The sequence below is a fragment of the Luminiphilus sp. nBUS_07 genome, from assembly GCF_051201685.1.
Taxonomy (GTDB): domain Bacteria; phylum Pseudomonadota; class Gammaproteobacteria; order Pseudomonadales; family Halieaceae; genus Luminiphilus.
The window spans coordinates 1,476,470-1,497,027 of record NZ_CP179213.1 but is presented as its reverse complement, the minus strand read 5'-3'; the positions used below and the strand labels follow the sequence as shown (position 1 = coordinate 1,497,027).

Genomic DNA, 20,558 nt, shown 5'->3' with positions numbered 1-20,558 from the left:
GATGGCAAATAAGTGGCATTTGCTAGGCGACATCGGCGGCACTAATGCCCGCTTCGGCATCTGTGACGATCAAAAAAATGAATACCGGTTAATAGGCTCTTTTGAAGTCGCCGCTTTTCCCACCTTTAGCAATGTTTTGGAACAGCTTCAAAGCGACCTTGTAAAATCGGGGTTATCCATGGCCGATGCGGGAGAATCTTGCCTAGCAGTGGCGGGACCACCGGATGTTCAACCTGTTAGCTTTACCAATAGCGCATGGCGATTTGACCGAAAACTGGTGATGACCACGCTTGGGCTGCAATCAGTAAACATCATTAACGACTTTGCCGCAGCTGCCCGGGCCCTGCCGCTGCTATCAGAAAACGACCTCGAAAAAGTAGGCGGTGGCCGCGCTGAACCCGGAGCCCCCTGTGTTGCCCTAGGCCCCGGTACGGGTCTCGGCGTAGCCACCCTTGCCAAAACGCATGCCGGTGAGCCACTCGTGATTAGCGGGGAAGGTGGACACGTCGACTTTGCCCCCGTTACCAACGTAGAAGCGGCAGTACTCGATTTTTTGAGAGCCCGCTATGGTCGCGTCTCTATCGAGAGGCTTTGCTGTGGCGAAGGTATCAATAATATTTATCAAGCTCTAGCCGACCACCGAAACCTTAAGATCAAATACAGCAGCGCTGCTGAAATTGGCGCTGCAGCTCTCAGTGCTGATGACGCGCTCTCAAAAGAAACTATGGCCATGTTTTTTGCGGTGCTTGGTGCGGCAGCGGGTAATTTCGCCCTTACGCTGGGGGCAAAGGGCGGCATCTACATTGCGGGAGGTATTGTCCCTCGCTATCTCGACTTACTGAGGCGCAGTGATTTCAGGGCCCGCTTTCTCGCAAAGGGCCGCTTTGCGGACTACCTATCTGACATTCCCACATTTGTCGTAACCCATAGCCAACTGGGCCTATTGGGCGCCGCGGCGTCACTCAATGACCCCCATATTAGAGGTTGATCGTGCTTCCACAAGCCTACAATTTTTTAGCGTCCGCATCTGTTATTCCCGTCATGGTTATCGAGCGCGAAGCTGACGCCATACCGATGGCCGAAGCTTTAGTGGCTGGGGGCATAAAAGTTCTCGAGATCACCCTGAGGACACCCTGCGCCCTTGCCGCGATCAAAGCTATCAGCGAAGCGGTTCCTGACGCACACGTTGGAGCTGGTACCGTTTGTAATGGAGACGACTTTTCTGCCGCAGTCGACGCGGGTGCTCGATTCATCGTGTCTCCGGGTCAAAGTGATGCCTTGTTTGATAAAAGCATCACGTCAAATACACCCCTGTTGCCTGGAGCGGTGACTGCGACCGAGGTTATGCGCGCAGCCGAGGCCGGCTTTAAAGTTTTGAAGTTCTTCCCCGCCAGCACCTCGGGTGGCGCGGCAGCAATCAAGGCTTTCTCTGGCCCTTTTTCTAGTATTAGCTTTGTACCCACGGGCGGAATTGGCCCGAAGAACCTGTTGGAGTATCTCCAACTGCCCAATGTTCAAGCGGCGGGCGGTTCTTGGATGCTCCCTAAAGACAAAGTTCAGTCAGGTGACTGGCACGCCGTCACCCAGCTCAGTCGTGAAGCCTCTGAGTTGTCAAAGATAAAGGAATCAATCCAATGAGCGGTGTTGACCTAATTATTTTTGGAGCCTCCGGAGACCTTTCTGCGAGAAAGCTCTTCCCTGCGCTATTTCAACTTGATCGTGCCGACCTGCTACCCAACGACCTGCGCATTACGGCAATCGCCAGGGATGAAGTCGACGTCGACACCTTTTTGGAGGGCCTAAGGCAACGCATGCATGCCTACATGGGCTCAGAGTCGCCCTCCAACGCCGAGTGGCAGCACTACTCGCGACATTTCCAGTATGTGGGAGCCGACTTCGCTAGTACCGATAGCTACGCCGGTATCAGAGCGACGCTGGATGATACCCGTGTCAGCTTATTTTACTTGGCCACGCCGCCCAGCATCTTCGCTCTTATCTGCAACAATCTAGCTACTAACAACTGTCTTACCGGTGACTGCCGAATCGTATTAGAAAAGCCAATTGGCGAATGTCTAGAATCTTCAAAAGAGGTCAACGAAACTCTGGCTCGCTACTTTGACGAGGGGTCGATTTATCGCATCGATCACTACTTAGGTAAGGAGACCGTTCAAAATTTATTAGCGCTGCGTTTTGCAAACCGCTTTATCAACAGTCAATGGGACGCCAACTGTATCGACCATGTTCAAATTACCGTTGGCGAGATCGTCGGCATCGAGGGCCGGTGGTCCTACTATGATCGCGTTGGTCAGCTTCGCGATATGGTTCAAAATCATCTGATGCAGCTGCTCTGTCTCGTCGCTATGGAGCCCCCTAACAGCCTCGAGGCCGATAGCATCCGCGACGAGAAGGTAAAAATTGTCAAAGCGTTGAGACGTATCGATGTCGATCAGGTTTCCGATCACGTGATTAAAGGGCAGTACAGTCAAGGATGGTCTTCTGGTGCTGCCGTGCCCGGGTACCTTGAGGAGACCGGTTGCGAGCGCCCCGACAGCGATACCGAGACGTTCATAGCCATCAAGGCTCACGTCGACAACTGGCGCTGGGCCGGTGTTCCCTTTTACCTTCGAACCGGCAAACGCGTTCCTGAGAAGCTGACCGAAATTATCATTCAGTACAAAGACCTCCCTCACAATATTTTTAGCGGCGGCACCAGCGCAAACAAGCTAATCATCCGGTTGCAGCCCAGAGAGGGTATCGAGCTAACAATGGCGTCCAAGCGCCAGACGCTTCGAGAAAAGCTGTCCTTACAGAACCACACCTTAGATTTGGATTTTCGGGAAACTACCGGCATGAACCGAATTCCCGACGCCTATGAACGCTTATTTCTAGATGCCATTAATGGTGACCAATCGCTGTTTGTGGGGCGCGAGGAGATTGAAGAAAGCTGGCGATGGTGTGACGAATTGATTGAGGCCTGCCGCCAAAAGAATATAGAAACCAAGCCCTACCATGCCGGATCTTGGGGCCCACCCAAAGCCGAGCTTCTGATAGAAAAAGACGGTCGTAGCTGGCATGTCTGACCACGGCTTCGCATCGCCAGATGCACTCAATTTGGCATTGGCAGAAACCATTACTCGCCAATTGCAAACCGGCATTAATGCGCGCGGCAAAGCGACCCTCGTTGTTTCTGGCGGCTCTACGCCCCGCCCTTTGTTTGCGCAGCTTTCAACAGCCAACATTCCTTGGGAGCACGTCACCGTTCTCTTAGCGGATGAGCGATGGGTGCCTTCAGATCACGAGGCATCTAATGAGGCGATGGTTCGTCTCAACCTGCTGCAAAATCGCGCTGCTGCCGCTCAGTTTCTGAGTTTAATCCCTGACTTTCCAGACGAAGAAGGCAACCTACGAAGCGTTTGTACTCAGCTCGAGCAGCTGGGCACCTTCGACGTTGTGATTTTAGGCATGGGTGGCGACCGCCATACGGCGTCTTTATTCCCCTGTGCTAACGAGATCCACGAGGGTCTCTGCACGTTAGATGCGGCTTTAATGACCCATCCCACAACAGCGCCCCATGCAAGAATTTCACTGTCCAAAAAACGACTGGAAGATTGCCATTGGGGTGCAGTGCATATAGTGGGGAAGGAAAAACTTGACGTGGCCCGCGAGGCTCTAGAAGTTGCCGAAGCCGCCAAGGCGCCAGTGGCTACCTTTCTCGCACCCAGAGGGGCGTTTCAACTTTGGCACACGCCTTAGATCACACCCCATAAGCTGCATCTCCCACAAGCTTGGGTGAGTACAGTGACGGGAGCACCAAAGTTAGTGTGACCCATACCCCCATCAAGACCTAATTGTGCAATCAGGCGGCCTTATCCGCAGTCAGGCCAGCGATGGCGCTGAGCTCAAGGGCGTTGTCTAGCATGCGGTTTGAAAAGCCCCACTCGTTGTCGTACCACGCCAAAACTTTCACCAAGCGCCCTGCTACTCGGGTGTGATTGGCGTCAAAATTAGCTGAGTGGCTGTCATGATTAAAATCGACCGACACCAGAGGTCGCTCGTTATAACCCAAGATTCCAAAGGCATCGTCAGCCGCTGCTTTTGCCATCAGACTGTTGACCTCCTCGACCGACGTATCGCGAGCTGCAGTAAAACTGAGGTCGACCAGCGAGACATTGAGTGTGGGAACTCGCACTGCCAAACCGTCGAGCCGGCCCTGCAACTCCGGCAATACCAGACCAATTGCGTTAGCCGCACCGGTAGCGGTTGGAATCATGCTCTGTCCCGCGGCTCGGGCGCGGAATAAATCCTTGTGGTAGACATCATTTAGATTTTGATCATTGGTATAGGCGTGAATAGTCGTCATCAGACCGCTTACCAGTCCGATCTGGTCATGCAGTGGCTTTACCACCGGGGCTAGGCAGTTGGTCGTACAAGAGGCGTTTGAGATAACGCGATGCTCGGAAGATAACGCGTTATGGTTAACGCCATAGACAATCGTTGCGTCCGCATCTTTGGTGGGCGCGGAAACAAGAACCCGTTGAGCGCCAGCCTCAAGGTGCCCCGCGGCAGAGTCCCGTGCTGTAAACAGGCCGGTACATTCCAAAACAAGATCGATGTCGAGCTCTGCCCAAGGCAGTGCGCTTGGCGTACGCTCACTTAACACTGCGATCCGCTTACCATCAACAGCAAGAAAATCCTTTCCCGATGTCACTTCATGACCAAAGCGGCCATGTGCTGTGTCGAACTCTAACAAGTGAGCATTAATTGCAGGCTCGCCGAGGTCATTGATAGCCACAATCGCTATGGCCTGCGACAGTTTGGGACGGTCATAGTACGCCCGTAATATATTTCGGCCGATACGACCAAACCCGTTAATGGCAACTCTTATCATGACCTGTCCCTCGCACTATCAGTGACTAAAACGGTGTTTCTATAATGAAGCTTTATTACATATTTAGACATTTTAGTTAGATTTGCAACTTATTATTTTGTTATGATTACATTCTATAGCTGCCACACTGACGGTTGTTTACCAAACCATCACTGCGAGAAGGTCCCCAATGGCTAATGACAACAATGTATTGACGCAAATTCAGGCAGCGCTTCCCGGGCTGAGCAAGTCAGATACGAAAATTGCCCAAGTGGTTCTTGCTGACCCAGAGGCAGCCACCCATGCCAGTATCGCGCTGCTGGCTCAACGGGCCAACGTCAGCGAGCCTTCAGTGAATCGTTTCTGCAAGCGATTGGGCGCCACGGGCTACCCCGACTTTAAAATTTGGCTGGCCCGCTCCCTTGTAGCTGGGGTGCGCTACATAAGCCAGGTTGTAGATCCGGAAGATACGGTGACAACCTACCCCGGTAAGTTGGTCGACAATACCGTTAATGCGCTGCTGCTAGCTCGGGAACACCTACCTCTGGACACGCTAGCGGAAGCAGTCGAACACCTTGATGCCGCCGGTCGAATCTATTTCTTTGGAATGGGCACCTCAGCTGCCGTCGCTCAGGACGCGGAGCACAAATTTTTTCGTTTTCAGACTCCTGTAACCACCCACACCGATCCGTTAATGCTGCGCATGCTTGCCGCCGGAGGCCGCCAAGGTGATGTTTTTGTCTTTATTTCCCACACGGGGCGCACTGAAGCCATCGTCGATGCAGCAGTGCTTGCAGCCTCTAGCGGTGCAACCATCATTTCGCTGACAGCCCAAGGCTCACCGTTGGCCGAGGCCAGTCACTGTGTCATCGGTCTCGAGGCCTCAGAAAATACCGAGGATTATCTGCCCATGACATCGCGAATCGTACACCTCGTCATTATCGATATTTTAGTGACCGGGGTGACATTGAAGCGCGGTGAGCCCTGCATTGAACACCTTGCTCGTATGAAAGAAAGCCTGCTGCCGACGCGCCTGCCCCTTAACCGAAAGCGAACCAAGACATGACGCCCTCCTCGACAAACAACACTGCACAACTGCGCCAAAATGTTCGCTACTTGGGCGAAATCCTCGGTCAGGTTATTCAAAGCCAGGGCGATGCTGGTCTGTTTGATGCGGTTGAAGCGATTCGATTGCAGTCTAAAGAAAGTCGGGATGATGATAATCAGGAAGCCCTGCGCGCTCTGCTTACTGAGCTAAATGACAAACAAATTTTGGATGTCGCGAGGGCCTTCAGCCATTTTCTTAACCTCGCCAATATCGCAGAGCAGCACCATACTGTGGCCGATTACAGTCAGACATTCTTCTCAGCGGCAGCTAGTCTTGAGGGCGCCTTCCGGCAACTTTCGGCTGACCACGAAACTCACCGCGTGCATGCAGTACTCAAAAAATTGTCGATTGACCTTGTTCTCACCGCACATCCGACTGAAATCACCCGAAGAACATTAATTCACAAGCACGGCGAAATTAACGACTGCCTGACTCGACTCGAGACCCTGCGAGACAATCCTGCAGAAACTTCAAGAGACTATGGCCGCCTCAAGGAATTAGTGTCACAAATTTGGCATACCGAAGAATTCCGCACTGAGCGTCCAACGCCAATTGATGAGGCTCGCTGGGCATTTGCCGTTATCGAAAACTCGTTATGGGACGCGGTGCCGCAATTTTTGAGAGTTGTCGATGACGTTTGTGAACGCTTCGACTTACCCACTCCCCCTCCTGAGTGGAGTCCCATAACACTCTCAAGCTGGATCGGTGGTGATCGCGATGGCAACCCAAATGTGACCGCTAACGTGACCCGCGAAGTACTGCTTTTGGCGCAATGGCAAGCCTGTACTTTGCTCGAAGGTGACATCGCAACGCTCTACGAGGAGTTGTCGATTACGACCGCCTCCGACGCGTTGAAAGCTCAAGCTGAGGGTGCTCTTGAACCTTATCGCTTTGTGCTTAAACCGCTTCGAGACCGTCTGCAGGCGCAACGCTTACACATTGAAAAAACCCTAGAAGGTGAGCTTGAGGGGCCACCGCCACTGACCATGAGTGAAGTTATTGCCCCTCTTGAGGCCTGCTACGAATCCCTGCAAATGGTTAGTCTCGGTGTACTCGCCCGTGGCTGCCTCCTAGATACATTACGCCGAGCCCATTGCTTTGGCCCCTACCTCATTCAACTCGACATTCGCCAAGAAAGTGCGCGGCATACCCAAGCTATTTCCGAGCTCACCGAGGCTTTAGCAGTCGGTAACTATCAGGATTGGAGTGAACACCAGCGTTGCGAGTGGCTGCGTGCCGAGCTTCACAATCCACGACCACTTTTGCCCCGAGACTGGAACCCGACACCAGAGACTCAGGAGGTGATCGACACCTTTTTTGTTATCGCCGAAACGCCGCAATCTGCTTTGGGGAGTTATGTTATTTCTATGGCCGCTGAGGCGTCTGACGTACTGGCTGTGCAGCTGCTACTCAAAGCCACAGGCTGCGGTACTGAAATGTTGGTAGCCCCCCTCTTCGAAACCCTTGATGATCTTGAAAGTGCCCCTCGAGTCATCGAAGAATTGTTATCCGATGCTGCTTACTGCGCCCGCTGCGATCACCAAATTATGGTGATGATTGGCTACTCCGACAGCGCCAAAGATGCGGGTATGTTGGCCGCAGGCTGGGCGCAGTACAGCGCCCAGGAAGCATTGCTAAAGGTTTGCAAGGACGCCGATGTTAAATTGCAGCTGTTCCATGGGCGTGGCGGAAGCATAGGTCGCGGCGGCGCTCCCGCGCATGATGCTCTGTTGTCACAGCCCCCGGGATCACTTGAAAATGGGCTTCGAGTGACCGAGCAAGGAGAGATGATCCGAACCAAGCTGGGCCTCACGCCTCTGGCTGTAAATACGTTAGGCCGCTACGCCAGTGCGATTTTACAGGCAAACCTAACCCCACCCCCGGAACCTGCCAAGGAATGGCGATTGCTCATGAATCAGTTAGCCACAGATTCTTGTGAGGATTATCGCCGATGGGTGAGAGACGAACCCAGCTTTGTGCCCTATTTCCGACAGGCCACACCCGAGCAGGAACTTGCCAGTTTGCCCCTAGGCTCACGTCCAACCCGCCGTCGATCTGATGGGGGCATTAGTAGCTTACGTGCCATACCTTGGATATTTGCCTGGTCTCAGAATCGTCTGATGCTTCCAGCTTGGTTGGGTGCAGGCTCGGCGCTTGCGAAAGCTGCCGCCGGTGGACACGAGGCTACACTAAAAACTATGGCTCAAAAGTGGCCCTTTTTTGGCGCTAGGCTATCCATGCTAGAAATGGTTTTCGCTAAATCAGACCTTACCATTGCAGAGCTCTATGACCGTTTGCTCGTAACCTCGGAACTCGCAAACTTAGGGGCGGCACTGCGGCAACAGCTCAGTGACGACCGCAGCGTACTTCTCGGAATTTTAGAGACAGAAACAGAGTTAGAGCACGACACCTGGGGACGCGAGTCAATCGACCTTAGAGATATTTACACCGCCCCACTTAACTTGCTGCAGGCTGAGCTATTACGCAGACAGCGAGGGAATCCTGATAAAGCCACCGAGCGAGCCCTTATGGTCACTATCGCCGGGGTTGCTGCAGGCATGCGAAACACTGGATAAACCTAAGGCAGCCACGAGCCCTAGCGCCAACATTGCGCTTTTTATAAACCTGCCCTCGACACCCCTTAACGTCGACAGGGTTGCAAACACCCGGCCCTTAAATGCGCTCCCCGCAGATCAGCTTTGAATAGGTAGTAGCGCTATTTAGCTTTGGAACATCAAAGTCCTGAGCCCATTAAGGCGCTGCTGTAGCAATCGATCAGCCGTTTATCCCGCCCAACGCCACCGCAAAACATAAAGATTAATCCTCTACCAGGCCTTGAAAACACCGCCGACGCCAGAACGTTGTTGGACGCGCTAGTCACACAATGACTCGGTGCACTCAACCCTACTGGGTTATGGAACCCCATCCCAGTATGATCTCTTGGCAGTAATAGCTCGTAGGCATAGGGCCGCTGACTGCTTTTAAAAAGCAGCCGGAAATTCCCCGCGTTCTTTGGGCCCCTTTCACCGTTGGAGATATTTCAATGACCGCGACCCCCATTAAACTCACACCAGATCCACTAGCGCCTTTTCGAATCTCACCCGGCTTTGAAGTCAACGGCCTGTTGTTTCTGTCGGGCCATGCTGCCATTTCCGAAACGGGTGAGCTGGTGGGCATAGATAATTTTGATGCCCAAGCAGAGGCAACCTTTCAATCTCTGCAGCGGACTCTAGAAGCCGGTGGCTCCGATCTATCTAAAGTGGTCAAGGTCACCATTTATCTCACGGACATGGGCTATTTTGAGCGCATCGTAGCGCTACGGGAACAATGGTTCACAGCCCCCTATCCAGCAGACACCATCGTTGAGGTTAGGGCCCTAGCCCTGCCTGAGCTCATGATTGAAATAGAAGCTATTGCGACCATAAGCTAACGAGTGTTTGTGCGATGGCAGGCCCCACAGGGTGCTAATACGGGCGCCGAATAATCTCACGGCGGGTTAGAAGCTATCGCTAACGGTAACTAAGGAACATTTATGTGGGAATTTACTGGCAACCAGCGACCTGATTTCGCTTGTTTACCTTTAGAGGGGCAAGAGTCCGTGTGGGACTATCCACGCCCCCCGGCACTCGTGGCCAGTGATGAGCGCGTCGATGTCTCGCTAGCTGGCTTAAACCTCGCCAACAGCTGCCGCACGTTACGCGTTCTGGAAACCGCTCACCCACCTACCTACTACATTCCCGAAGAGGATGTGAACTGGAAGGCTTTAAACAACATGGTTGGAAGCAGTTTTTGCGAGTGGAAAGGAACAGCGAATTATTTCTCACTACTAAATCACGCTGAACTGGGGGCTATCGCCTGGCAATATCGCAATCCCGTAGCTAGCTTTGCGCGCCTCGACGGGCATGTTTCTTTTTACCCGGGGTTAGTCGAATGTAGCGTCCAGGGGCAACGGGTGCAGGCCCAGCCAGGCACCTTTTACGGCGGATGGATTACAGACCGTGTTGTAGGACCTTTTAAGGGCGAACCGGGTACGAGTCATTGGTAACCGCAAATACTTGAGTCGTTGGCAGCGGGCGCAGTCAGTCCTACTCATATCCCTGCAGCTGAATCAACCAGAGTAAACTGGACACCTAGCCCGCCACAAACTGGGCAATCATTAGGAGCAAGGCACCATGTTTAGCGGCAACCAACGACCAGGCAACGAGGCCATGAAGCAAAGAACCGAAAAAAACAACGCAAAGACAGCTTGGAGACGTCTCCGCAAGGGATTGATTCTAACCGGCCTATTACTTTTACCGGTCCAACTCTGCTTCGGCGCCTCCCCCCTTGAGCACCTCGCAGAGGCCGTGCGGTTTAAAACGGTAAGCTCTCAAGACACGTCGGAAATTGACCACCGTGCTTTTCAGGGCCTCAATGAACATTTAGCGCTGACCTATCCCGAAACCTTTCGTCAGCTAGACGTAGAATACGTCAACACCTACAGCATCTTATTGCGCTGGCCCGGCAGTGATGCTGATAAAAACGCTGTGTTGTTCACCGCCCACACTGATGTGGTACCCGTTGAGGCAGGAACTGAGGGTGACTGGCTGCACCCACCTTTTGCCGGCGTTATCGAAAACAACAATTTGTACGGCCGTGGCACCTTGGATGACAAGCAAGGTGTTCTCAGCCTCTTGGAGGCGACGGAAGCTCTGCTCAACGAGGGCTACACACCCCGCAGAACACTAGTCTTTGGCTTTGGCCACGACGAGGAAATTGGAGGTCAAAACGGCGCGGCAGCCCTAGCTCAGCGCATGCGCGAGCTTGACCTCACCTTCGATTGGATGGTCGACGAGGGTGGGTTTGTGGTGCGCGACACCCCATTGCTACCCGGGCGGGACCTGGCCATGATCAATGTGGCCGAAAAAGGCTACGTCACGCTAACACTATCAACCCAAGCGGCAGGTGGACATTCCTCGAGCCCGGCCAGCACGGGCGCAATAGGAACGCTGGCCCGAGCTCTGGATCGCATTGAAAGCAACCCTTTTAAACCGAAACTGGTTGAGCCCATGCGCAGTGCGCTGGCCCTGATGGCTGGCGAAATGCCCCAGCCGGAGCGCTTTTTATTCAATAACCTCTGGCTCTTTGATGGCCTCATTGCTCGGCAAATGGCAAAAGAAACACTCACCCAACCCATGGTGAGAACAACAACAGCAATCACCATGTTTAATGCCGGCGTTAAAGAAAATGTGATCCCTCAGCGCGCTGAAGCCAAAGTAAACTTTCGATTATTGCCGGGGGACACGATCGAAATGTTGATTGCTGAAATCACCGAGATTGTCGATGACCCAGCAGTACGTATCAGCAATGACCGATGGGCAAATCGACCCGGAGTTGCTGACGTAAACGGTGATGGCTTTTCCGTAATCAGTGCAGCCATAGCCGAGGTGTACCTTGATGCACTTGCAATACCTTCATTACTCCAAGCGACTACCGATACAAGACATTATGTTGACCTCGCTCAGGATCAGTATCGGTTTCATGGCAATTCGATCGATGCCGCTCAAGCGCGCTCTGTGCACGGCACCAACGAATATATTTCAGAGCACAGCTTCAACAAGGCGATCGCGGTGGCGCGTGGCATGATTAAGGGAGCCGGGGACGCGCTCTAGCGCATTGACTGGCAAAGCCACGGCTATGGAGCCAGGCGCTTTTAACCGAGCGGGCGGCTACCCCAGTTGACTGTTAATGCCACCCATATTGTGCTTGATTTGACAGCTAAAGGACGACTGGGTTGTAGGCGCTCACTGCGACAAACATAAGCTCCAGCTATCTCCTATTAATTAGCAAGGCGCCCCTAAATCTTGCAGAGGCACTGTGAGCTGCTTGCGCAGCTCTCATGTGCTACAAAGGAGTTCATCGGGTCACGTCTCTTTTCGGCTGAAACACGACACGGGAGAGGAGAGGAAGATTTAGCCCGCATCTTTATAAATATAGAGGCAGTCAGCTATCTGCCCGGGGAGAGAATTAGATGTCCATCACTAGCAGGCTTTTCAGCCTGACGCTCTTTGTCGCCGCTATTACTACCTCCTTCCTCGGGGTTACCGCCTCAGCCTCATCACCGGATTATGGCAGCAATAACAAGGCCGGCGGCTTCTTTGCGGTCAATGGCATCGAAATGTATTACGAGATTTATGGCGCCGGAGAGCCTCTTGTGCTGATACACGGAAGCGGCCAAAGCATTGCTGATATGTCGGCGCAGATCAGCCATTTTGCGGCGAACTATCAAGTGATAGTAGCCGACAGCCGTGCTCATGGCAGATCGGGCATAACCGAAGAACAGATGACCTACAAAATCATGGCCTCAGACTGGGTGGGACTCATTAACCACCTTCAACTGCCGCCAGTACGACTGATCGGATGGAGTGATGGTGGCAACATTAGCCTTGAGATCGCTCGCGCCTACCCCAATAACGTTGATCGTCTTGCAGTCATGGGTGCAAATCTGAGTCCCGATAAAAGTGCCGTACACAGTTGGGCAGTAGACTGGGTGATGGATTTTTCAACAGAGATAGACCGCCAGATCGCCGCCGGAAATACGGATCAAAACTGGACGGCACTTAAGCAACACTTTTATCTTCTCAGGGAACTACCCGATATGTCGCTAGCAGAGCTGGCCAGCATTGAAGCACCGGTATTAGTCATGGCGGGTGATAAAGATATTATTCGAGAAGAGCACACGGTGCTCATGTACCAAACATTGCCCAAGGCACACCTCGCTATTTTTCCCGGTGAAACCCACTTCACTCCTGCAACCGACCCAATACTCTTTAACACCACCGTTCAACGCTTTATGGAACAGCCTTACTCTCGACCAGAATCAAAAGATTTTATTTTTGGTGATCCTGAAGAGACTCATTGATGCGAGCCCTCACCACCCTGGTGTGTTGTTTGTCCCTCACTCTAGTAAGCGCCTGCAAAACATCGAAAAACACCTCAGAAACGTCCATTCACAACAACACAGTGCCCAACCGCCAAGTTGCAGCCCAGAAGCTCGACGACGAATCACCCCAACCCGGCAACTGGCTTACGGGGGGCGGTGATTTCCAACAGGCCTACTTCTCCCCCCTAGAACAAATCAATCGGAAGAACGTTGCTGAACTGGGTTACGCCTGGCATATCGACCTTCCCTCCGCACATGGCTATGAAGCAACACCACTAATGGTCGATGGTGTGCTGTACGGCAGTGGGCCCCAGGGCATTGCCTTTGCCGTTGACGCGTCGACCGGGGAATCGCTGTGGCAGTTTGATCCCGAAATCAACCCACAATTCATGCGAAAGGTGTGTTGCGGTGTCGTAAACCGAGGCGTTGCAATCGCGGAAAAAACGCTGTTCGTTGCGGCGCTGGACGGCTACCTATTTGCCCTTGATAAAAATGACGGTGCCGTTGTCTGGCGCGCCGACACGTTTATCGATCGCAATCGAGGCTATACCATTACCGGTGCGCCCTACATTGCCAACGATCTCGTCATTATCGGTAACGCAGGAGCTGAGTTCGATGCTAGAGGCTATATCACGGCCTATGACATTTACACTGGCGAACTGCGCTGGCGCTTTTTTACCGTACCGGGCAGTCCCAACCCGCCTTTCGAACATCCCGAACTTGAGGTCGCCGCAACCACCTGGGACCCCGACAGTTTGTGGGAAGTCGGACTGGGCGGCACCGTTTGGGATGCTATGGCCTTCGACCCAGAACTCAACTTACTTTACGTGGGCACCGGCAACGCAGCACCCTATCCACGTAAATTAAGGAGCCCAGAAGGAGGCGATAATCTGTACCTTGCCTCCATTCTTGCTATTAACCCCGACAATGGACAGTTGGTCTGGCACTATCAAACGACTCCCGGTGACAACTGGGACTTCACTGCCACTCAAAAATTCATTCTTGCCACTTTAGACATTGGAGGTAGATCTCGTCAGGTCCTGATGCAGGCCCCGAAGAATGGCTTTTTCTATGTTCTAGATCGCGCTTCCGGCGAGCTAATTTCGGCTGAGCCCTACGCCCAAGTTAACTGGGCCAGCCACATTGACAGCGAGACTGGGCGTCCTGTTGAAACATCGCAGGCTGAGTATTTTTACGAACCAAAACTGATATTCCCCGGCCCCCAAGGTGCCCACAATTGGCAACCCATGTCTTACAACCCAGACAGCGGACTTGTCTATATACCGGTGAAGGAGGCTGGCGCGATTTGGACTATGCCAACTGAGTCGTTTACTTATCAACAAGGAGGGCTGAACAGCCACTCGCAGTATATTTTTACGACCCCCGGCGAATGGGGTTTAGACAGCGCCCTCGCCAAGACACTGCCCCCTTTAGAGGTGTTGGGCGCAGGACAACCCGACACCACTATTCGTGGGTTTTTAAGGGCTTGGAACCCCGTAACTCAGACGCTTGCTTGGGAGCGTGAAACGTCAGGACACTGGATTGGCAACATGAACGCATTCTGGAACGGTGGTGGCGTACTCAGCACTGCAGGCGGCCTCGTCTTTCAGGGTCGCGGAACCGGTGAACTTGTAGCTTTAGATGCTGATACCGGTGAAACACTGCATCAAATATCTGTTGGCGCAAGCATGATGGCCGCTCCTATGAGCTACAGCGTGGGGGGTATTCAGTACATCGCCCTGTTAACAGGAGTTGGTGGCGGCAATGGCAACGATTATGTACCCGGTATGGCCGCCTACACTTACGGCAACGCCGGACGAATGATTGCCTTTAAATTAAACGGAGGGAAAGTTCCGAAACGACCCGAAATACTTTACGCAGATACCAGCAAAGCACCTCCGGCAGTTCCCCGCCAAGGTTCCTCCGGACAAATAGCCAAGGGAGAGGCTTTGTTTTTGCGTAACTGCGCAAAATGCCACGCCAACATCGACGGTCGCGGTGCAGGAATACCTGATCTACGACGCATGAGCGGCGACACCCATAAGGCATTCGCACAGATCGTACTCGAAGGCACACTGGCAGAACGCGGCATGGGTAACTTCTCTGATTTATTGAATGCCGATCAAGTCGAGGCCCTACACGTGTATTTGATTGATGAGGCTTGGCGGTTATTTGATGAGGGTGTCCAAGGGGGCGAATGGCACGCTCCCGAGCAAGATCTTCCGTGAGCTTTAATGTGCCCGCAGCCAAAGTTTTAGCCACTGAGCAACCCTCGTAGAGGTTATCGGGGAACGTTCTGCAGCAGAAAATTCACCCTTAAGATGCGCTGGGCAGCAGCTCAAGCTGATATGTGCCGCACAACCGCAACCACGCCATACCCCGAGTTTGCGTCCAACTTTCGTTGATACTCATACTGCCGTAAAAGTTGCTGCTGCGTTGCTTGAAACGTAAGACTCTTCGAACACCCACCGGAGGTTTAAAATGACACGAAGAACCTACGAGTCAGACGGTAAGCACATTCAAACCGCCGACGACCTTGATGAGCTGGTACATGATAAGCGTCAAGGCTGGCGAGCCAACCCCGCTAAAGCGCGGCGGCGCCAGCGTCGTTATAAAAAACGGCTTACCCACACACTGGCAGGCATGGACCATGCAATCGACAGCCCAGAAGTGGGTTAGTCCCCGCCGCGATTCACACTGCGATATCAACTACCGTTGCGCTTCACTCGCCGAGCCTCATTACTTATCGACACTCATCATTTGCCGCCCCCCATCATTTACCGATTCTCATCGCGATAAGCCCTACTCTAAAAAAGACACATGACGCCTGCGCTGCCAACAGGAAAAACCCTCGAAATTTTATGTTTTTATTGAGGTGGGCACTTAAGTTTTCGCTATTTTGATGCCCGATTCACACTTCAATGGATGGTATTTGACAGACAAGCAGCGGCCTAGGTAGGGTTTTCAGTGTTTGAAATTTGCAAAAATTTAGACCAACAAAACGATAAAAATAAACGAGGAAAAAACAATGCAAAATACCTTAAAAACCTTAGTTGCCGTTGCTGTGGCTGGCGTACTCCAAACACAAGCAGCACTGGCCGACCATCACATGCCCAGCGGCTTTGGTGGTACTGAACTTTACGGCTGCGAAATGAACGAAGGCAAAGCTCCAGCAGATCTTATGTCAGTTATTGGCGAGTGGAATGCCTGGTCGGACGAAAAGGGCATGACCGATTACTACGCCTGGGTTATGACCCCCGTATTCGGTTCTGACATTGACTTTGAGCGCACCGCATTTTGGTTCGGTTTTACCCCTGACTTTAAAGGTATGGGAAAAAGCCTAGATGCATGGTTTACCGAGGGAGCAGAACTCAACGCCAAATTTAACGAGGTTTGGACGTGTAGCGCACACATGGAATTTGCGTCGCTAATTGTACGTGGCGGCGGCGGTGAATCCTCCTCAGGTTATGCAAGTTTTAGCGACTGCACATTTCGTGAAGGCATGGAAATGGAAGACCTGATGGCGGCGCAGGCAAAATACAACGCCTATCTGGATGAACAGGAAGTTCCCGGTGTCACCGTTTATCATCTACCGGGACACGGCAACCCCCAGGACGCTGGCTACGCAATGAAAATGTCAAACTGGGTCTCAGATTTGAGCACCTATGGCGAAAACTCTGAAAAGTACGTAAATCAGGGTGGCTGGAAAGTCCGACAGGATACGATCGGTAGCGTTGTCTCCTGCGACAGCCCTAGAATGTACACCGCGACACTCGTGCGCTCCGGCGACTAAAGGTGCCGCGGCAAGATGACGCGCTCAATAAGCAGACCGGGGCTATAGCCCCGGTTTTTTTTGCCCGCCAAAATCCCCTTCAGTGCTTACGCTGCTAAGCCCCGCCTTTTATTTTTCTTGTGCATTGCTACCCCACCACTTTCTGAAGCAGTACAATCGACTTCCACAAAAGCCCCTGTCATCGAAAATCCACTTAAGACAGTATGACGGGGCGATCGCCACAGAAAGAGTTGAGCTCACTAACACCCACCTTAAATTTGAGCCCGGCTAGGCATTGCACAACGTTGTTCGATACGCACCAAGGAGAGTTCCATGTCAGCACCAGACTATCCAGGGCTAGACACCCTAGCATTACATGCAGGATCGCAACCCGACCCCGCTACAGGTGCCCGGGCCACCCCCATCTATCAATCGGCCTCTTTCTGCTTCCCTGACTCCGACTACGCGGCCTCGCTCTTTAATATTGAGCGCGCTGGGCACGTCTACTCTCGACTCAGCAATCCAACAAATGCGGTGTTAGAGGAGCGAATCGCCGCTCTAGAGGATGGCGTAGGCGCCATAGCTACCGCGAGTGGTCAGGCCGCACTAACTCTCGCCATCATGACGCTTATGGGCGCAGGGTCACATATCGTAGCTGCAGCCGCACTTTACGGCGGCAGTCACAATTTGCTGGCCTATACCCTACCCCGACTCGGCATTGAAACGACCTTTGTGGATGCGAGGGATCCGCAGGCATTTGCTGCAGCGATTCAGGACAATACCCGAATGGTGTTTGCCGAGACCGTGGGCAACCCCGGACTAGACGTGCTTAACATTCCCGAGGTGGCGGCTGTTGCACATCAAGCAGGCCTTCCCCTGATGGTCGACTCCACTTTTACCACGCCCTATTTGATCAAGCCCTTTGAACATGGGGCCGATATCATCATGCACTCCGCTACCAAATTTCTCAGTGGCCACGGCATTGTCATTGGCGGTCTGCTAGTAGATGGCGGACGCTTTGATTGGGACGCATCAGGCAAATTTCCAACCCTCACCGAACCCTATGCAGGCTTTCACAATTTGGTGTTCAGCGAAGAATTCGGTCCCGCCGCTTTCATTCAACGTGCCCGCAAGGAGGGACTGCGCGATTTTGGGGCATGTATGAGCCCTACTACGGCATTTCATATTTTGCAGGGAGTAGAAACACTGGGTATTCGCATGCATCGTCATGTGGAAAATACCCGAGGTGTCGTTGAGTATCTAAGCCAGCAGGAACAAGTGAGCCGCGTGGGCTACCCGGAGTTAGAGGGGCACCCCGACCAACCACTCGCCAAGACGCTATTGCCCAAAGGTTGTGGCGCGGTGTTCAGCTTTGACCTTGTAGGTGGTCGGGAAGCTGGTATTGCATTTGTCGATGCTTTAAATCTGTTTTCACACCTTGCCAATGTGGGTGACGCCAAGTCCTTGGTCATTCACCCAGCAAGCACGACCCACCATAGAATGGATGCCGCAGCACTGGCTGCCGGAGGCATCGGCGAGGGCACCATTCGCCTGTCGATCGGTCTGGAGGATCCAAAAGATTTAATCGCTGATTTAAAGCAAGGTTTGCGCGCCGCGGGTAAGGTTGCCGCCAAGCAATCGGTGACGCCATGAAAGTTACTATCGATGACAACAGCGTCTACTGCTATACAAATTCTCGCGATATCGACAGCGACAAGCCTTCGATCGTTTTTATTCATGGCTCAGGGATGGATCACACGGTCTGGACCTTAGCCGCTCGCCACTTCGCTCGTCACGGTAACAATGTGATTGCGGTTGATTTACCGGGGCATGGGCGTTCAAGCGGAGCACCACTGCAAAGCATTCCCGCAATGGCAGACTGGCTGGAGAAAGTTCTCAACGCCCTCAAAGTTGACGTCACTGCGGTGGTTGGCCACAGCTTAGGCAGTTTAATTGCTCTGGACTTTTCCGCGAGGTACGCCACCCGCGCCCGGGCGTTGGTTATGGTTGGTACCATCGTGCCCATGCCGGTCTCCGGTGCCATACTCGACGCCTGTAAGAGCAACGATCATGCGGCTTACGACATGCTGACGCAGTATGGACTCAGCAAACGGCATCAATATGGCGGCAATCGCAGCTCCGGTATATGGATGGTCGGTAGCTCCCTCAGGCTCTACGAGCGATCACAACCCGGTGCACTGTATTACGACATGAACGCTTGTAACGAATATCAAAGCGGCCTAGAGCGCGCATCGGCCGTCGAATGTCCTGTACTCATGGTGTTGGGGAGTGAAGATCGCCTGACTCCTGTGCGTGGCACAGGTCCGCTACAAGAAGCCTTCCATAAACTAGAAGTGAGCGTACTACAAGGAGCAGGACACACGCTTATGATGGAGGCTCCTAATGCGCTCTTGGATGCTCTGCACAAGGCGTTGTAACAGCAAACCCTAGATGTACTAGCCAGATAGTCAGCCGCACTAACCCCCCCTAGTAGTGCAACACTAGGCTGCATAAGGATAGCGGCGCCGACACTCACCAGAAGCGGAAAAACCAATGAACAACATCATCATATGGCACAACCCTAGGTGCTCTAAATCCCGTCAAGCGCTGGCCCTTCTCGAACAGGCGGGCGCAGCACCAGTGGTGTTAAAGTATCTAGAATTACCACCAACTGTAAAAGAACTGCAAGCAACACTGAGTAAACTACAGATAAGTGCTCCACAATTGGTGCGGCGCGGCGAAGCGGTTTTTAAAAGCTTGGGATTGTCAGAAGACGCTCCCACAGAGGTGTGGTTAGCCGCCATGGTTGAACATCCCATCCTCATCGAGCGGCCAATCATTATTTGCGATAACAGGGCTGTAATTGGAAGGCCCCCTGAAAATGCCCTCACTCTTCTTGAGTAAAAAATACGCTTACAAGCTCGCGTTATGCAGCAGTTTGCTGTGCCCGTATTGAAACTTGCTGTGCGACGGCCTGCGAGCGATCCATAAGGTATTCCAACAACTTTCCGGTATAACTCCTAGCCCATCCCAGTGCTTGAAACAAAGCCGATACCCCAGCATGAAACATTTACGCCTGTTAACGCGCCCTAGACATTGGGGTACTCGCCGCACAAATCAACAGACCTCTCTTTGAGTATTGCTCGGATCTTTCTCTTTTCGCCCCATGACAGGCTCTGCCCTTCAGAAGTGCCGCCCAACTTGTTTCCAAGCACCTCATCACAGGTGCTGGTCATTTCAATGTCAACGTAATCAAAAAGCTGTTGTAATTTTGGGTTTTGACTGGGTATCGCGCTGACGACCTCCTCATGGGATATTACAAATGCACTCAAATCCCCCGCCAATTTGCTTTTAAAGGCCGCATAATTTTTTGCCCAAATTTGCACCGGGTGAAAAGGGGCGTCCTCAAAGGATTTATAAAAATCGGTGCGCTTCAACGAAGCGTATGCGTCAAAAGGATGGCGATAATGAAACACTATTTTTGCATCAGGGAAGATGCTGCGAAAAAAAACGGCATTTTCGATACCAAAGTTGCGCACTTCCTTGAAGCCCCAACGAGCAAAGCCCTGAGCCAGGCTGGGCTCAAGGTAAAGCTGATCGAATAGGCTCTGGAACGCAGGCACAATACCTGCAGGATCCGGACAAATCGTGGGCGCCCACATCTGATGTAATGGTTCTTCCTCCGCTTGATCTCGCATCCACTGCGCCTCCGAAAAAGATTGGGTCGCAAGATCGAACATCCTTCGAGCTGGAATCAGAAACTGTGGCTCTCCCCAAATGAGTAGCTCATCTGTGGTGTTCAGCAAACGCTGCAGTAAAGTACTGCCAGTTCGCCAACTCGCGGAAAAAATAAATACTGGTGCAATGCTTTTAGTCATATGTAATTGTT

At 52.7% G+C, this 20,558-nt stretch carries 18 protein-coding genes; 16 read left to right on the top strand and 2 right to left on the bottom strand.

The annotated features are described in order from the left end of the window. Position 1 precedes the first annotated feature (1 nt). Genes glk through pgl form a run of 4 tightly spaced genes read left to right on the top strand, consistent with a single transcriptional unit; the run spans position 2 to position 3,753 of the window. The gene (gene glk, locus ACMAZB_RS06615; RefSeq protein WP_435219898.1) at positions 2-988 is read left to right on the top strand and encodes a glucokinase; all 987 of its coding nucleotides are present in this window, start codon (positions 2-4) and stop codon (positions 986-988) included. A 2-nt stretch (positions 989-990) separates the two neighbouring features. Then, on the top strand, positions 991-1,638 hold the full coding sequence (eda, locus tag ACMAZB_RS06610) for a bifunctional 4-hydroxy-2-oxoglutarate aldolase/2-dehydro-3-deoxy-phosphogluconate aldolase (protein ID WP_435219897.1): 648 nt from the start codon (positions 991-993) through the stop codon (positions 1,636-1,638). After that, entirely contained in the window at positions 1,635-3,080 is a 1,446-nt protein-coding gene (zwf, locus tag ACMAZB_RS06605) for a glucose-6-phosphate dehydrogenase (RefSeq protein ID WP_435219896.1), read from the top strand. Before eda ends, zwf begins: the two co-directional genes overlap by 4 nt. Further along, positions 3,073-3,753: a 6-phosphogluconolactonase gene (pgl, locus tag ACMAZB_RS06600; RefSeq protein WP_435215489.1), complete on the top strand. Its 681-nt coding sequence runs from the start codon at positions 3,073-3,075 to the stop codon at positions 3,751-3,753. The genes zwf and pgl overlap by 8 nt, the downstream gene beginning before the upstream one ends. Positions 3,754-3,856: 103 nt before the next feature. Here pgl and gap read toward each other — a convergent pair whose 3' ends face one another. Beyond that, the gene (gap, locus tag ACMAZB_RS06595) at positions 3,857-4,888 is read right to left on the bottom strand and encodes a type I glyceraldehyde-3-phosphate dehydrogenase (protein ID WP_435219895.1); all 1,032 of its coding nucleotides are present in this window, start codon (positions 4,886-4,888) and stop codon (positions 3,857-3,859) included. Between the two features lie 169 nt (positions 4,889-5,057). Here gap and hexR point away from each other — a divergent pair, with 169 nt between their 5' ends. From hexR to arsC, 12 genes are all read left to right on the top strand, one after another. After that, positions 5,058-5,933 (top strand): transcriptional regulator HexR, encoded by an 876-nt coding sequence (hexR, locus tag ACMAZB_RS06590; protein ID WP_435215486.1) that lies wholly within the window; start codon positions 5,058-5,060, stop codon positions 5,931-5,933. After that, the gene (ppc, locus tag ACMAZB_RS06585; RefSeq protein WP_435219894.1) at positions 5,930-8,551 is read left to right on the top strand and encodes a phosphoenolpyruvate carboxylase; all 2,622 of its coding nucleotides are present in this window, start codon (positions 5,930-5,932) and stop codon (positions 8,549-8,551) included. Before hexR ends, ppc begins: the two co-directional genes overlap by 4 nt. Positions 8,552-9,018: 467 nt before the next feature. Next, positions 9,019-9,405 (top strand): RidA family protein, encoded by a 387-nt coding sequence (locus ACMAZB_RS06580; RefSeq protein ID WP_435215483.1) that lies wholly within the window; start codon positions 9,019-9,021, stop codon positions 9,403-9,405. Positions 9,406-9,507: 102 nt separating this feature from the next. Then, positions 9,508-10,020: a DUF427 domain-containing protein gene (locus ACMAZB_RS06575; protein ID WP_435219893.1), complete on the top strand. Its 513-nt coding sequence runs from the start codon at positions 9,508-9,510 to the stop codon at positions 10,018-10,020. A gap of 163 nt (positions 10,021-10,183) precedes the next feature. After that, on the top strand, positions 10,184-11,626 hold the full coding sequence (locus tag ACMAZB_RS06570; protein ID WP_435219892.1) for a M20/M25/M40 family metallo-hydrolase: 1,443 nt from the start codon (positions 10,184-10,186) through the stop codon (positions 11,624-11,626). 359 nt (positions 11,627-11,985) lie between these two features. Continuing rightward, a complete protein-coding gene (locus ACMAZB_RS06565; RefSeq protein ID WP_435215479.1) occupies positions 11,986-12,876 on the top strand; it encodes an alpha/beta fold hydrolase in 891 nt (296 codons plus the stop codon). Further along, entirely contained in the window at positions 12,876-15,125 is a 2,250-nt protein-coding gene (locus ACMAZB_RS06560; protein WP_435219891.1) for a PQQ-dependent dehydrogenase, methanol/ethanol family, read from the top strand. The genes ACMAZB_RS06565 and ACMAZB_RS06560 overlap by 1 nt, the downstream gene beginning before the upstream one ends. Before the next feature lie 253 nt (positions 15,126-15,378). Then, on the top strand, positions 15,379-15,576 hold the full coding sequence (locus ACMAZB_RS06555) for a hypothetical protein (protein WP_435215476.1): 198 nt from the start codon (positions 15,379-15,381) through the stop codon (positions 15,574-15,576). A gap of 349 nt (positions 15,577-15,925) precedes the next feature. Then, the gene (locus ACMAZB_RS06550) at positions 15,926-16,690 is read left to right on the top strand and encodes a hypothetical protein (RefSeq protein ID WP_435219890.1); all 765 of its coding nucleotides are present in this window, start codon (positions 15,926-15,928) and stop codon (positions 16,688-16,690) included. Between the two features lie 312 nt (positions 16,691-17,002). Continuing rightward, complete coding sequence (locus ACMAZB_RS06545) at positions 17,003-18,322, top strand: O-acetylhomoserine aminocarboxypropyltransferase (protein ID WP_435219889.1); 1,320 nt, start codon at positions 17,003-17,005, stop codon at positions 18,320-18,322. Next, on the top strand, positions 18,319-19,107 hold the full coding sequence (locus ACMAZB_RS06540) for an alpha/beta fold hydrolase (protein WP_435219888.1): 789 nt from the start codon (positions 18,319-18,321) through the stop codon (positions 19,105-19,107). The genes ACMAZB_RS06545 and ACMAZB_RS06540 overlap by 4 nt, the downstream gene beginning before the upstream one ends. 115 nt (positions 19,108-19,222) lie before the next feature. Beyond that, a complete protein-coding gene (arsC, locus tag ACMAZB_RS06535) occupies positions 19,223-19,573 on the top strand; it encodes an arsenate reductase (glutaredoxin) (protein WP_435219887.1) in 351 nt (116 codons plus the stop codon). A 185-nt stretch (positions 19,574-19,758) separates the two neighbouring features. Here arsC and ACMAZB_RS06530 read toward each other — a convergent pair whose 3' ends face one another. Beyond that, complete coding sequence (locus ACMAZB_RS06530) at positions 19,759-20,547, bottom strand: sulfotransferase (RefSeq protein WP_435219886.1); 789 nt, start codon at positions 20,545-20,547, stop codon at positions 19,759-19,761. Positions 20,548-20,558 lie beyond the last annotated feature (11 nt).

Bases quoted from the DNA above. Each gene is read 5' to 3' on its own strand.
- ACMAZB_RS06555 (WP_435215476.1), top strand. From the start codon at position 15,379: ATGACACGAAGAACCTACGAGTCAGACGGTAAGCACATTCAAACCGCC.
- zwf (WP_435219896.1), top strand. From the start codon at position 1,635: ATGAGCGGTGTTGACCTAATTATTTTTGGAGCCTCCGGAGACCTTTCT.
- ACMAZB_RS06570 (WP_435219892.1), top strand. From the start codon at position 10,184: ATGAAGCAAAGAACCGAAAAAAACAACGCAAAGACAGCTTGGAGACGT.
- arsC (WP_435219887.1), top strand. From the start codon at position 19,223: ATGAACAACATCATCATATGGCACAACCCTAGGTGCTCTAAATCCCGT.
- hexR (WP_435215486.1), top strand. From the start codon at position 5,058: ATGGCTAATGACAACAATGTATTGACGCAAATTCAGGCAGCGCTTCCC.
- ACMAZB_RS06580 (WP_435215483.1), top strand. From the start codon at position 9,019: ATGACCGCGACCCCCATTAAACTCACACCAGATCCACTAGCGCCTTTT.
- glk (WP_435219898.1), top strand. From the start codon at position 2: ATGGCAAATAAGTGGCATTTGCTAGGCGACATCGGCGGCACTAATGCC.
- ACMAZB_RS06530 (WP_435219886.1), bottom strand. From the start codon at position 20,547: ATGACTAAAAGCATTGCACCAGTATTTATTTTTTCCGCGAGTTGGCGA.
- ACMAZB_RS06560 (WP_435219891.1), top strand. From the start codon at position 12,876: ATGCGAGCCCTCACCACCCTGGTGTGTTGTTTGTCCCTCACTCTAGTA.
- pgl (WP_435215489.1), top strand. From the start codon at position 3,073: ATGTCTGACCACGGCTTCGCATCGCCAGATGCACTCAATTTGGCATTG.
- ACMAZB_RS06550 (WP_435219890.1), top strand. From the start codon at position 15,926: ATGCAAAATACCTTAAAAACCTTAGTTGCCGTTGCTGTGGCTGGCGTA.
- ACMAZB_RS06575 (WP_435219893.1), top strand. From the start codon at position 9,508: ATGTGGGAATTTACTGGCAACCAGCGACCTGATTTCGCTTGTTTACCT.
- ppc (WP_435219894.1), top strand. From the start codon at position 5,930: ATGACGCCCTCCTCGACAAACAACACTGCACAACTGCGCCAAAATGTT.
- ACMAZB_RS06545 (WP_435219889.1), top strand. From the start codon at position 17,003: ATGTCAGCACCAGACTATCCAGGGCTAGACACCCTAGCATTACATGCA.
- ACMAZB_RS06565 (WP_435215479.1), top strand. From the start codon at position 11,986: ATGTCCATCACTAGCAGGCTTTTCAGCCTGACGCTCTTTGTCGCCGCT.
- ACMAZB_RS06540 (WP_435219888.1), top strand. From the start codon at position 18,319: ATGAAAGTTACTATCGATGACAACAGCGTCTACTGCTATACAAATTCT.
- gap (WP_435219895.1), bottom strand. From the start codon at position 4,888: ATGATAAGAGTTGCCATTAACGGGTTTGGTCGTATCGGCCGAAATATA.